Below are 13,315 nucleotides of genomic sequence, written 5' to 3'. Positions count from 1 at the left end.
GAGACATCCAGACCGCTTGGGAATCAATTCCCAAGCTAATAGCTCAAATCATCTAAAGATGATTGGGGAATTTGTACAGATCTGACTATAAATTTGCCTCCCCGGCCTCCTCCGCCTCCCCGGCCTCCTCCGCCTCCCCGGCCTCCTCCGCCTCCTCTGCCTCCCCGGCCTCCCCGGCCTCCCCGGCCTCCGTCTCAAAAAAAATATCCGAAAGACTTGACATTTTCCAGAAAAACGGTAACAATAGATACAGAAAGAAAAGAAATCGTTCATCTCTTCTCGCTGTACAGTTTTCAGATTGAGTCAGTTCAGACGGGCAGAGACGGAAGTAGGGGATAATCCCGAAGGAACGCGCCTCACTCAGTTAACCTACGAACAAGAGAGGCGAATACCATGAAACTGACATATCGCGGACAAGGCTACGAATACAATCCTCCCAAAGTTGAAACGACAGAAAACCAAGTCGCAGGGAAGTATCGCGGCCAAGACTGGCGTTTCCGGAACTTGAAAAAAGCTCCCGTTCTGCAACCCAGCTATAACCTGACCTATCGGGGCGTGAAATACACCAACGGAACCGCTGCGATCGCCAAAAACTCCAAAGCGCCGCTGTCTGTGGCAGAACGCGCCCGCGAGTTGATGTTGAAGCGGGAACGGGCGACCCTGCAACGGGAACAGGCCATGTTCAATCGCTTGGCTGACCAAGTTGGGTTAGATGCCAACAGCGGCGAACTCTACAACCCGGCCTGGTAATCTGCCGAAGCTGAATCTCTATTCAGCGTCAACCATAACCTGACACACCCCTGCGGGGGTGTTTTTTTTGGCACTTATAGCGCTGCGTGCAGGCAATCGGCAAGACGAAGCACCGAACATGGGTCGGGTCGGTTGAAATCGGTTTTTCAGAGTGGACTAGCGCTCCAGACCGGAGTGTGGCAAACTTATTGACTAAGCTCATCCTAGCTGTCGGAGAATGATCGCCCCCTTCAATTAGAACGAGAGGCTCTTCCACCGAGACCCGGTGGAGAAGATACGGGCGATCGCGGGCCGCTCTCAATCGGAGAGGGGTGGCAATTTCTCGACCGGGGAATTGAGAGTGGTGTGTGTAGTGGACGAGGAATACAAAATTGCTCAGGTCAATGAAAGGTGTCGTACACCGAGTTCGAGGTGCGAATCCGCGATCGCCAGATTACCAGTGGCGCACCAAACTGAACCTGCTGGGTACGCTCGTACAAAGGGACTTGGAGGCGCGATACAAAGGCTCCATTTTAGGAAACCTCTGGCCTGTGCTCAATCAGTTGGCGCAACTGCTGATCTATACCTACGTTTTCTCCATCGTCTTACAGGTCAAACTGAATATCAACGGAATGCCGGGGGATAGCAAGCTCACCTTCGGACTGTGGCTGTTCGCTGGACTCATTCCCTGGCTGGCTTTTACGAACGGACTCACCCAGGCGGCGACTTCCGTCATCAGCCAGACCAATTTGGTGAAAAAAGTCGTCTTTCCCCTCGGGCTGCTGCCACTGGTGCCGATTTTATCCGCCTTTATCGAGAGTAGCTTCGGCTTGGCGGCTCTGGTCGCCTTCGTCGCCTTCTCGGCCCAGGGACTCCACCATACCCTGTGGCTGCTCCCCCTGATTTGGATTCCGCAACTGCTGCTGACGGCCGGATTGGGCTACCTGACGGCGGGGCTGACGGTGTTCCTGCGGGACATCCCCCAGAGTTTGGGGGTGATATTGAACCTGTGGTTTTACGTCACGCCGATCGTCTACCCGGCGGCGAAAATCCCGGAAGCTTGGCGGGTGTGGGTGTTCTGGCTCAACCCGATCACGGCGATCGCGGAAAGTTACCGAGATCTGGTTTTGGTTGGAACCCTCCGACATTCGGGAGAATTGGCGGTGGCGACCCTGGTTGCGAGTGTTATCTTTTATATCGGCTTGGGAGTCTACCGGCGCCTGCGTCCCGCCTTCGCCGACGTTCTCTAATTTTTGACTTTTGACTTTTGACTTTTGACTTTTGACTTTCCCCATCCATGAGCGACATTGCAATTTCAGTCCACCACGTTTCCAAGTGTTTTAAGCGATACCGACATCCGGTCGATCGCCTCAAGGAAATTTTTTGGCCGGGAAAGAATCTGGCGGAAAGCTTCCACGCCCTGCGGGACATCAACCTGCAAGTGTTTCGGGGGCAAACCCTCGGCATCGTGGGGCGGAACGGCTCGGGAAAAAGTACCCTCCTGCAAATTATCGCGGGGACGCTGACCCCCACGGAGGGGGAGGTCAACGTCAACGGCAGGGTTTCGGCATTGTTGGAGTTGGGGAGCGGCTTCAACCCGGAATTTACCGGGCGCCAGAACGTGTTTTTCAACGGGCAGTTGCTGGGGTTGAAACCCGAAGAAATCGAAGAAAAATTTGACGCGATCGCGGCGTTTGCGGATATCGGCGATTTCATCGATCAGCCCGTCAAAACCTATTCCAACGGGATGTACGTCCGGCTGGGGTTTGCGGTCGCCACCAGCGTCGATCCGGATATTTTGATCGTGGACGAGGCGCTATCGGTGGGGGACGAAGCCTTTCAGCGTAAGTGTTTCAGCCGCATCCACGAAATCCAAGACCGGGGGGGGACGATTTTATTTGTCTCCCACTCCGCCACCTCCATCATCCAATTGTGCGATTCCGCCGTCCTCATGGATCGGGGGGAAATGTTGCTCGAACATACCCCCAAAATGATCGTTTCCAAATATCAAAAATTGATCTACGCGGACTCGGCCACCGCCGCCCATGTCCGCCAAGAAATTCAGCAGTTGAAAGCCGCGTCCGAACCGAAAAATATGCTGCAAAAAGTCGTCAGCCGGCGGCAGCAGAACGGACAAGCCCCCGGAAAGCGGCAGTCCGACTATCGGGACTATTACGATCCGAATTTAGTCCCCGATCACTTGGTGCGGTATCCCAGCCGGGGGGCGACCATCCAAGACCCCCACATCCGGACGTTGAAGGGGAAGCGGGTCAATCATCTGATCGCCCGGGAAACCTACACCTATACCTACGAGGTGGAGTTCGCAAAAACGGCCTCCCACGTCCGCTTCGGGATGCTGGTCAAAACGGTCAGCGGGTTCGAGTTGGCGGGGGCTTCTTTTCTGGCGACCTCCCAATCGATCAAACACGTTGAAGCGGGGACGAAATTGATGTTAGAATTTCAGTTTAAATGTATGTTAGCCCCCGACGTTTATTTTTTGAATGCGGGAGTTTCGGGCATCGTGGAAGGGGAATTTACCTATTTAGATCGGTGCGTTGACGTGGCAATGTTCAGAGTTCAACCCTGCGAAGAATCCTGCGGGACGGGGGTGGTGGATCTGTTGGTCGAACCGCAACTGACGATCGCCTCGGGTCAAGTTCACCGGGAAAATCGGGACGGAATATCAGTCGGATAAAGAATCACATCTGCCATGCAAACGAATGTTTTTGTCGATGATAATCCCCTGGTGGATGCTTTGGTCGAGAAATTGGCGCGATCGCCCGCGACGTTTAAGCGAGATATCATCGCGATCGATGAAATGTATTCCTACCTCATCGACGAACTCGACGACCGGAACGGCGATCGCACCCTGACATATTACTATTCGATGGGTCGCGCGATTTTAGATACGGTCAAACAGATCGCGGATTGGCATTTCGGAACCTTCGAGAACGTGGGATCATTTCTGGATTTCGCCTGCGGATACGGTCGCTTCACCCGCTTTCTGATCGAAGAACTGCCGCCGGAACGGATTTGGGTGTCGGACATCTACAAACAGGCGGTCAAATTCCAGAGCGAATATTTCGGCGTGAACGGCATTTTTTCCACTCCCCTTCCGGAAGATTACGATCGCGATCGCTTATTCGATTTCATCCTGGCGAGTTCGTTTTTCAGCCATATGCCAGAACAGACCTTTGAGAGCTGGATGCGGCAACTGTATCGCCTCAAATCGAAGTCCGGATTGTTGCTATTTAGCGTACTGGATGCGGACTTACTGCCCCCCCACGTTCCCATGTCGGACGCGGGGATTTTATTCAGTCCCGCCAGCGAAAGTCAGTCCCTTGACAAACAGGAATATGGGACAACCTTTGTAACCGAAACCTACGTCCGGCGGGTCCTCGATCGCATCAGCGGCGGCAAAGCCAAAGTTTATCGCCTTCCCAAGGGCCTGAACCGATATCAGGACTTGTACGCTGTCAGCGAGGGCGACGCGGCCCCTTCCACCCCGCCGACATTCTCCCACCACCCGGAAGGAAAAATCGACTATTGTTACATCAAACCTGACGGCGAGGTGCGTTTGAGGGGGTGGGGGGTAGATTTCAACGCCGGGGGACGGGTGGAGGAAGTGCAGTTGTGGGCGGGTTCTCGCCTGCTGGGTACTTATCCCTGTTCTCAGGAACGCCCCGACATCGTCGATCACTACCAACGGCCCGAACTGTTGCAGTCCGGTTGGTCCGGCGTCCTGTCTCCGGGCGAGATTTCCCCCCAAGAGATTCTGATTATCAAAATTGTCAATACGGCGGGTTTGGAAGCGATCGTGGAGGCCGATCGCCTCTCGTCCCTGGCATCCCGCAGGGCGGGGGAAATTCAACTCACGAAAACCCGCACCCAACTCGCCCAAACCCGGGAACAACTCGGGGCGATCGCACAACAATATCAGAACCAATTGTCTCGCATCGAAGGCGAATGGCGGCGGTCTCAGGCCGAATGTGACACCCAAGCCGCCGAATTGGAACGGTATCGGGCTGCCGGCGAAGCCCAAGCCGCCGAATTGGAACGGTATCGGGCTGCCGGCGAAGCCCAAGCCGAGGAATTGGAACGGCGAGAGCGGCAAATTCGGATGGCGGACGATCGCATCCAGATAATGGATGCTCAAATTCAGATGTTAGACAATCGGATTCAGGCGATGGAGAGCAGCAAGTTTTGGAAACTGCGGACAAAATGGTTTAAACTGAAGCGTGCGATCGGCTTGCCCGCTGATGATGAATGAGTTGGATTGACATCTCGAATGGAGGTGCGGGATTCTAGAAACCGGGTTTCTACCCGAGACTGGGGGGGTCAATCGAAATGCTTCTAGAAACCGGGTTTCTTCAGACAATTGACAATTAATTTTCCGTTTTAAAAAAACTGGAGCGATCGAATCATTGAAATCTATGGAAACAACTGAGGGTCAATCTCCAATCCTAATTATCACCGGAATGCACCGTTCCGGAACCTCACTGACCGCATCTTTGTTGCAGGATGCGGGTGTCGATATCGGCAAAAAGTTGGTGGGTTCCAATTACGGAAATGTCAAGGGGCATTTTGAAAATATCGATTTTGTCGAATTTCACAAAGCCATTTTGCGGGACAATGGCATCGACGAACTCGGCTGCGTGACCGAAGATGAAGTTTCCGTCGGAGAGGATGGGCGCGATAGGTACGCTGTCGCGGATCGGGCTCGAAAGCTGATCGGGGAGAGTCGAGATCCGGACGCCCCCTGGGGTTGGAAAGATCCGAGGACGACCCTATTTTTGGAGTTTTGGCGGGAACTTTTGCCCGCGGCTAATTTTATTTTTATTTATCGATCGCCCTGGGAAGTCGTCGATTCTCTGTACCGGCGGGCGACGGATGAAGTGATCCTGGGGAATCCGGAAATGGCGGTCAGGATGTGGATTTTTTACAATCAAAAAATCTTAGATTTTTGCAAAAACTATCCGCAAAATTGTCTGGTCGCAAACGTCTACAAAGTCGGCAAAGAACCCGATTTATTGATAGGTAAAATCGACAGCAAATTCGGAATTAATTTAAAAATTGGAGACGCAACGAAATTCGACCCCGAACTCCTCAAAAACCGGGTCGTCAAAGGACACCAGCCGGGGTGGATCGGCGAATATTTCCCGGAGGTTCTGAAAATCTATCAGGAACTGGAAGAAACCGCCGCAGAATTGAAAGGTCAGTTAACCCCCTTGGAACTGGAAGCGGTGCATCAGAAACCCGAACCGAGTTGGGCGTTTCAAGACTGGTCAGAAATTCGCAAACTAGAGAAAGATTGCCACATCCTGGAAGCGGACGTGAAATTGTGGCAAGACCACTTTCAGGATGCGGTTGATCGCCTGGTGAAAAAAGAAACCGAACTGGGGCGGACTCAACTGAAATTGAACGGGTTGGAAATCCGACAGCAGGACGCGATCGCCAAGCTGGTTTCCACCGAGGAAGAACTGGGAAAAATCCAGGGGGAATTGGAAGGAAAAAACCTGGAATTGCGGGGCATGGAAGCCCACGCAAAAAACCTCGAAGCAGGGTTGCGAGAATCCGAATCAATCCGAGAAGAGGCGATCGCTAAACTGGTGAAAACCGAGGAAGAACTCGGAGAAACCCAGGGAAAACTGCAACAAATCGAATTTAAATATAACGATTTCGACCTCAAGTATCAAGAAGCCCTCAGCCAGTTGATCGGCGCCGAAACCGAACTCGGCCAAACCCAATTTCAGCTTCACGATGCCACCCTCAAAATCGGCGGTTTGGAAGCCGAACTCGGCCAAACGCAATTTCAACTTCAGAGTTCCCAAACCCAATTCAAAGAAGCGCTGGCGAAAATTTTCCAACTCGAAGACGAACTCGGAAAAACCCAGATGGAGCGCAACCTTGCCGAGGCAGAAATTGCCGCGATCAAATCTTCAAAATTGTGGAAACTTCGCGAAAAATATGCCGGCTTGAAACGGCGACTCAAGCGGATTCTAAAACCCCGGTTCGTCTCTTCCATTGACACCCCCGGTCAGTGGGAAGTTGTCGGTTTCGGCGACAATTATCTACAGGTCGAGGGGTGGTGTTTTCACACCGGAAAACGGTCGCCGTCAGCCGTTCGCGCCCGCCTGGACGGCAAAATTTTCGAGGGAACTTACGGAATCGATCGCCCCGATTTAGCCGCAGTTTTTCCCGATATCAAAGGGAGCGATCGCGCCGGATTCCGAGTCCAAATTCCCCTCCCCGTCGGCAACCACAAACTGCAACTCGAAGCCCGGGATTCCCGCGGCCAATGGCACCAATTCGGGGAATATCCCCTGCGGGTGTCCCCCGTGCGGGCCTCCTTCGACATCCCCGCCGACTGGGAACAGCCCCGGGGGCCAGTCGTCTTCGCCGGGTGGTGCTGCCATCCCCAACATAAAATTACCCGCCTGTCCCTGCGCTGCGGAAACCGGACGGTAGAATGCGCCTACGGACTGCAAAGGGCCGACGTCGGGGAAATCTTCTCCGACTGGGCCGGCAGTTCCGCCAGCGGGTTCGAGGCGGCGATCGAAGTGCCCCCCGGCACCTGGGATGTCAGCCTGGAAGCCCTGTTGGAAACCGGGGAAATCGTCGCGTTCCAACCCCCCCAACCCCTGACAATCAGGCGAAACAACCCCCTCAACCGCCTCTCCGGGCGGGCGAAACAGTTGGTCAAATTCGGCGCGGCTATCCGCAAGCGGGCCGGGGAACGCAGACAGCGCCTCGGGCGCCTGATCCCGATGCCCTGGGAAATTCCCACCATCATCCGCCGGATGTCCGAGATGTACCGGGAGACGGGAACCCCCGTGGGAGATATTTTACTGCCGCCGGGATTTGAACTGCCCGAACCCGTCGATCGCTACGATGCCTGGTTGAAAGCCAATACCTGGACCCAAAGAGCCGCAAACGTGCTCAATCACCGCCTTTCAGCCTATGCTCCCGAAACATTGCCGAAAATCTCGGTGGTGATGCCCGTCTACAACCCCCCGATCGCATTTTTAGAACAAGCGATCGCCAGCGTCCGCAACCAAGTTTACCCCAACTGGCAACTCTGCATCGCCGACGACTGCAGCACCGATCCCGCCGTCGTCGAAACCCTGCAAAAACTCGCCGAAACTGACCCCCGCATCCACCTGCACTTCCGCACCGAAAACGGCAACATCAGCGCCGCCACCAACAGCGCCGCCGCCCTCGCCGAGGGCGACTTTATCCTATTTCTCGATAACGACGACGAACTCACCCCCGACGCCCTCGGGGAAATCGCCCTCTACCTCGCCGGACACCCCGAAACTGATGTCCTCTACAGCGACGACGACAAAATCGACACCGAGGGCAAGCGATTCGCCCCCCAGTTCAAACCCGACTGGTCCCCGGAACTGCTACTGTCCTATATGTACATGGGCCATGCCCTCGTCGTCCGTCACTCCCTGTTCGACGAACTCGGCGGCTTCCGCCTCGGCTACGAAGGGTCCCAGGACTACGACTTCGCCCTCCGAGCTACCGAAACAGCCCGCAACGTCGGCCACCTCCCCCTGGTGCTCTACCACTGGCGCACCGCCCCCGGTTCCACCGCCGTTTCCGGCGCCGCCAAACCCGCCAGCTTTGAAGCGGGCCGCAGTGCCATTCAAGACGCCCTCCAGCGCCGCCACAGTGCCGGAACCGCCCACCAACCCAAATGGGCGATCGAGTTGAATCTGGGCATCTTCAACGCCAAATTCCCCCACACCGGGCCGTCCGTGGCGATCCTCATCCCCACCAAAAACCAACTGAAACTGCTGCAAGCCTGCATCGACTCCCTGAAAAAAACCGCCTACGATAACTATCAAATCGTCGTCATCGACAACGAAAGCGACGACCCCAAAACCCTGGAATATCTGGAACAAATTGCCGCCCCCCCCCAAAAACCCCCCGTGCGGGTGCTGCGAATTCCCAGTCCCGAGGGTCGGTTCAGCTTCGCGGCCATCAACAACCGCGCCGCCGAACAAGTCGAGGCGGATTATTTACTATTTCTCAACAACGACACCGAAATTATTACCCCCGACTGGCTGTCCCAGATGGTGGGTTACGCCCAACTGCAGGGAGTTGGGGCCGTCGGCGCCCGGTTAATCTTCCCCAACGATACCGTCCAACACGCGGGTATCATCCACGGACTGCACCACGGACTCGCCGGACACGCTTTCAAACTCAGCCACCGGGACGATTGCGGGTATTTAGCCTATTCTAAAGTGGTGCGAAATTATTCGGCCGTCACCGCTGCCTGTTTGTTGACGCCGCGATCGCTATTCTTAAATAGGGGCGGATTCGACGAAACCGATTTCGCCGTCGCCTACAATGATGCCGATTACGGCTACCGATTATTTGAGGCGGGATACCGTTCGGTTTACTGTCCCGACGCCCAACTGATTCACCGCGAGGGCACCAGCCGCGGCTTCGGGGACAATCCCAAAGAAGTGGCGACATTCCGACGCCGATATGCGGACAAAATCGATCCGTTTTACAGCCCCCATTTATCCTTGGCAAACGAGTGGTTTCAGATTCAACCCCGCCGCTACCGGACGGACGGTTCGGGGGTGAGAATTAAACCCAGAGTTCTGATGTGTAGCAATGCTTTGGAATATACGGGAGCGCCTTTGCATCAGTTGGAAATTGCCTCGAAATTGGCGGCGGACGGGGACATTGAACCGGTGATTTTTTGTCCGACGGACGGCCCGTTGCGGTCGGTTTATGAAAGTCAGGGAATCGAGGTGATCGTCCGGGAACATCCGTTGATCAATGTCTATCAAAATCGTCAATATGATGAGGCGATCGCGGCTTTGGGAAATGAACTGAACCTGCACCGCTACGATGTCGTTTATGCCAATACCCTGGAGAACTTCTTCATGGTGGACTGTGCGGAAAAGATGGGGATTCCCTGCGTCTGGAACGTCCACGAAAGCGAACCCTGGCAGACCTATTTTAACCGCTTCGGCCCGGAAATTGCAGCCCGGGCGCTGACCTGTTTCCGCTATCCTTACCGGGTGATATTTGTGGCGGATGCCACTCGAAATCAGTATTTTTCGCTGGATTCCCACCACAATTTTACCACGATTCACAATGGTTTAGATGTGGAAAGGCTGCAGGAGTCGGCGAAGAATTGGAGTCGGAAATCTGCCCGGGAGTCTCTGGAGATTAAAGAGGGAGAAATCGTCGTTTTGTTGTTGGGGACGGTGTGCGATCGCAAGGGTCAAAAAGACTTAGTGAAGGCGCTGCCGTTACTGCCCCCCCAGTATCAGTCTCGCATCCGCTGTTTCATTGTCGGCGATCGCCCCAGTTTGTACAGCACCCAACTGGCGGAGTTGGCGGGACAACTGCCGGAAAAATTGCGATCGCACCTGACAATTGTTCCCGAAACGCCGGACACGGCCCGCTATTACAAAGCGGCGGATATTTTCGTCTGCACCTCCCGCATCGAAAGCTATCCCCGGGTGATTTTGGAGGCGATGGGATTCGACCTTCCGATTATCACCACGCCAGTTTTTGGCATTCCCGAACAGGTGCGATCGGAGGTCAACGGTTTATTTTATACCCCGGATAAGCCGGAGGAGTTGGCACAATGTCTGGCATCTTTGCTGGAAAATGATATCCGGCGTTCTCAGTTGGCGAAAAATGCCAAATATGTGTTGCGATCGCTCAATCAATTTGAAGAAATGACCGCCGCCTACTGCGAGATTTTCCGGGAGGCTTATCATATCAATCCCCATCCCGAATATGTGGAAGCGGAAGTCGCCGAAGTGGAACCCGTCCCGGAAACACCACCGCCGACACCGCAGTCCCCCCAGGATAAAAGTTACTGGGAAACCAACCCCACCGCCGCCACCGAAAGTCAGTGGGTGTCGAACCCCATCGTCGCCGAAACCATTCACGAGCGGATTTCCGGCGGACAGACGAAAAAATATTGGCTGCGGTGGCTGATTCAGGATTATTTTGCCGGACGCAGTTTCGAGGAAATGATTTCCTTGGGATGCGGTGTCGGCAACCACGAAATTATCATGGCCCAGGAGGGGTTTGCCCGCCATATCGATGCCTTCGATTTTTCCGAAGCAGCCCTGAATATCGCCCGCCAAAATGCGGCGAATCAGGGGGTCGAGATCAATTTCTATCAGGACGATTTCAACACGTTCAACCTGATTTCCGGGAAGCGGTACGACGCGGCTTTCTGTGCGGGTTCGCTGCACCACGTCAAGGAATTGGAGCGGTTTTTGGGTATCGTCCACGAGTCCTTGAATCCGGACGGTTATTTTATTTTGAACGAGTACGTCGGGGATACCTACTGTATTTATAATAACCGTCAATTGAAGCTACTCAATCGCCTGTACGACTGTTTCAATGAACTGTTGCGATCGGGAATTCGGGAACAATTTATCAACCCGACGATTCATCAAGTCTTTGCAACCGATCCGTCTGAAGCGGTGCGATCGAAACTGATCCTGCCCTTTATCGAATACTATTTCGATATCGAGCTTTACAACCCCTTCGGCGGTGGGATTCTCCACCCCCTCTATCCCCTCTTAGACCACACCCAGCTTTTACCGGGCGATCCGAAGGGAGAAACCATCGTGCGGCTGCTGTTGGAATTCGAGGAAATTCTGATGGAAATTCCCGGCGGTTTGGAGTCAGATTTCTGCCTGTGCGTGTTGCGTCCGAAGCGGTTTTAAATTTGGCTTTGATACAGTCACAAATAAAGTTCGGATTGTGAATCTATCAATGAGGTGGAAATTCGTCAAACAAGTTGAGCGATCGCAACTCGGTTGGTTCGGCCTTTACCTGATTCCAGCCGCCGGCGTCTTTTGGTTCGTCACACACTTGGGTGTGGACGTTCCCGTGTGGGCCGACCAATGGGCGCTGGTCAATTTTTTTAAAGCAGCCGCGGCGGGGGATATCGGCGCTTTTTTGGGCGAACTGTGGAAACCCAACAACGACCACCGCATGGTCTTCCCAAAATTGATATTTTTGGGGCTGGCTTTCCTTTCCAATTGGAATATAAAATTTGAACTGTATTTCAGCTTTTTTCTCGCCTGTCTGTCCGCAATTTCCCTCTATTTTATTTCCCGAAAAACCCATCAAAATCAATCCCACTTGATCTTTCATCTGGCGACGCTAATTTCGATCGCCCTCATTTTTTCTTGGGTACAATATCGAAATTGGCTGTGGGGATTTCAACTGGCACTGTTTTTGATTAATTTCTGCGTCATCGCCACCGCCCTGGTTTTCACCCTCCGAAACCCACCGACAAAATCTCAAATAACCCTCGCCGCCCTGCTGTGCGGAATCGCCAGTTTTTCTTCCGCCCAAGGGTTGATGTCTTGGCCGGCCCTGCTGCCTGCGATCGTCAATTTGGAACAAAATTTTCGGCAAAAAATCAAATCTGTTCTGATTTGGATACTCCTATTTTTGGCATCGGGTTGGCTGTACTCGCTGAACTATTCGCGATATGTTCTGGACTCCGATTTTGCGCCGCCTATTTATACTTCTTTATGGGAAAGAATCTGGTATTCCGCCCATTTTTTTCTGAATGTTGCGGCCGCTCCCCTCGCCGATTTTTCGGCGGGAGCGTGGATTTTGGGAGCGATTTTTATTGCCGGTTATGTTCTCTTATTTTTCCGCAATTTTGACCGCGATCGCCTGGAATTTGAATCCGATGCCGTCCCCTGGCTCTGCCTCGGCCTGTTCTCGCTATTTTGCATGGCTTTAATCACCGTGGGGCGGGCGAGTTTGGGGCCCGATTACGCCCTGTCAACCTCGCGATTTACCACCCACTCCATTTTACTGCCGATCGCCCTCATCAATTTACTTGTTCCGCACCTCCCCAGCCGACAATCGGACGTTAAAAAATGGCAAAAATCTGCCCATCTTACCCTCATTTATGGCTTTTTTATGGGCGTGATTTTGAATTCAACCTTGGCGCGATCGCTCGACTCCCTCGAACTGGCGCGATGGCAAATTTCCGAACCGACCCGGGTCAGCAAATCATGCTTTTATCTCATCGATTATCTGGAATTAGAAACCTCCACATTTCTGCAAGAAACCCCCGGAAATTGTCTCGCCATCATCGCCCCCAAACCCGTTGGTCTTTTGGCCCAAGTTGAAAACCTCCGCTCCATCGATCTCCGGGATTTTTCAACCACTCTTTCTTTTGTCGATAATCCGGAAAAACTTTACGGTTTTATCGATAGGATTGGGACTCAGAAATCGGGGTTCAGCTTCCCCCCCGACGGCATCGTTCAGTTGAGCGGTTGGGCGATTTTTCCCGAGGGCGGACGACAGCCCGATTTGGTATTATTTTCGACGGGCGATCGCCGATCTTTTTTTGCCGCCACTTTCGTCAACTTGGACAGTCCCGATATCGCCGAAGAATTTAATTCCAACCGATATCGGCGATCGCGCTGGACGCTACATTTTCCCGCCGATTCCCTCACCGCCGGCGACCATCAAATCAAAGCCTGGGTTTACGATCCGGAAACCGAAACGGTATTTCGGCTGGCCGGAGAAATGCCCGTCACCGTGCGGCAAAAGTGAAAGT

Annotated in this window: 7 protein-coding genes and 1 riboswitch; of the genes, 6 read left to right on the top strand and 1 reads right to left on the bottom strand. The window is 53.7% G+C overall.

All coding sequences use genetic code 11. The features are described from left to right. Window positions 1-85 precede the first annotated feature (85 nt). Window positions 86-223: a hypothetical protein gene (locus AC0QHF_RS05195; RefSeq protein WP_324703123.1), complete on the bottom strand. Its 138-nt coding sequence runs from the start codon at window positions 221-223 to the stop codon at window positions 86-88. 41 nt (window positions 224-264) lie between these two features. Further along, a riboswitch (Glutamine riboswitch) is annotated at window positions 265-356 on the top strand. A 37-nt stretch (window positions 357-393) separates the two neighbouring features. On the opposite strand from AC0QHF_RS05195, the gene AC0QHF_RS05190 reads away from it, so the two are divergent. The 6 genes from AC0QHF_RS05190 (at window position 394) to AC0QHF_RS05165 (ending at window position 13,311) form a co-directional block, all read left to right on the top strand. Continuing rightward, the gene (locus tag AC0QHF_RS05190) at window positions 394-750 is read left to right on the top strand and encodes a DUF4278 domain-containing protein (protein WP_324703122.1); all 357 of its coding nucleotides are present in this window, start codon (window positions 394-396) and stop codon (window positions 748-750) included. Between the two features lie 383 nt (window positions 751-1,133). Then, window positions 1,134-1,979: an ABC transporter permease gene (locus AC0QHF_RS05185; RefSeq protein WP_324703121.1), complete on the top strand. Its 846-nt coding sequence runs from the start codon at window positions 1,134-1,136 to the stop codon at window positions 1,977-1,979. A gap of 47 nt (window positions 1,980-2,026) precedes the next feature. Then, the gene (locus AC0QHF_RS05180) at window positions 2,027-3,424 is read left to right on the top strand and encodes an ABC transporter ATP-binding protein (protein ID WP_324703120.1); all 1,398 of its coding nucleotides are present in this window, start codon (window positions 2,027-2,029) and stop codon (window positions 3,422-3,424) included. A gap of 15 nt (window positions 3,425-3,439) precedes the next feature. Further along, complete coding sequence (locus AC0QHF_RS05175) at window positions 3,440-4,999, top strand: methyltransferase domain-containing protein (protein ID WP_324703119.1); 1,560 nt, start codon at window positions 3,440-3,442, stop codon at window positions 4,997-4,999. A 163-nt stretch (window positions 5,000-5,162) separates the two neighbouring features. Continuing rightward, entirely contained in the window at window positions 5,163-11,450 is a 6,288-nt protein-coding gene (locus AC0QHF_RS05170) for a glycosyltransferase (protein ID WP_324703118.1), read from the top strand. Between the two features lie 49 nt (window positions 11,451-11,499). Then, on the top strand, window positions 11,500-13,311 hold the full coding sequence (locus AC0QHF_RS05165; RefSeq protein ID WP_324703117.1) for a hypothetical protein: 1,812 nt from the start codon (window positions 11,500-11,502) through the stop codon (window positions 13,309-13,311). Window positions 13,312-13,315: the final 4 nt, after the last annotated feature.

The sequence above is a fragment of the Lyngbya sp. CCY1209 genome (assembly GCF_055795065.1).
The sequence above is the reverse complement of the archived record's forward strand: the minus strand, read 5'-3'. Positions and strand labels throughout refer to the sequence as shown.

What these genes read in the sequence shown, in the direction of transcription:
- AC0QHF_RS05195 (WP_324703123.1), bottom strand. Translation starts at nt 223, where the DNA reads ATGTCAAGTCTTTCGGATATTTTTTTTGAGACGGAGGCCGGGGAGGCC.
- AC0QHF_RS05190 (WP_324703122.1), top strand. Translation starts at nt 394, where the DNA reads ATGAAACTGACATATCGCGGACAAGGCTACGAATACAATCCTCCCAAA.
- AC0QHF_RS05185 (WP_324703121.1), top strand. Translation starts at nt 1,134, where the DNA reads ATGAAAGGTGTCGTACACCGAGTTCGAGGTGCGAATCCGCGATCGCCA.
- AC0QHF_RS05180 (WP_324703120.1), top strand. Translation starts at nt 2,027, where the DNA reads ATGAGCGACATTGCAATTTCAGTCCACCACGTTTCCAAGTGTTTTAAG.
- AC0QHF_RS05175 (WP_324703119.1), top strand. Translation starts at nt 3,440, where the DNA reads ATGCAAACGAATGTTTTTGTCGATGATAATCCCCTGGTGGATGCTTTG.
- AC0QHF_RS05170 (WP_324703118.1), top strand. Translation starts at nt 5,163, where the DNA reads ATGGAAACAACTGAGGGTCAATCTCCAATCCTAATTATCACCGGAATG.
- AC0QHF_RS05165 (WP_324703117.1), top strand. Translation starts at nt 11,500, where the DNA reads ATGAGGTGGAAATTCGTCAAACAAGTTGAGCGATCGCAACTCGGTTGG.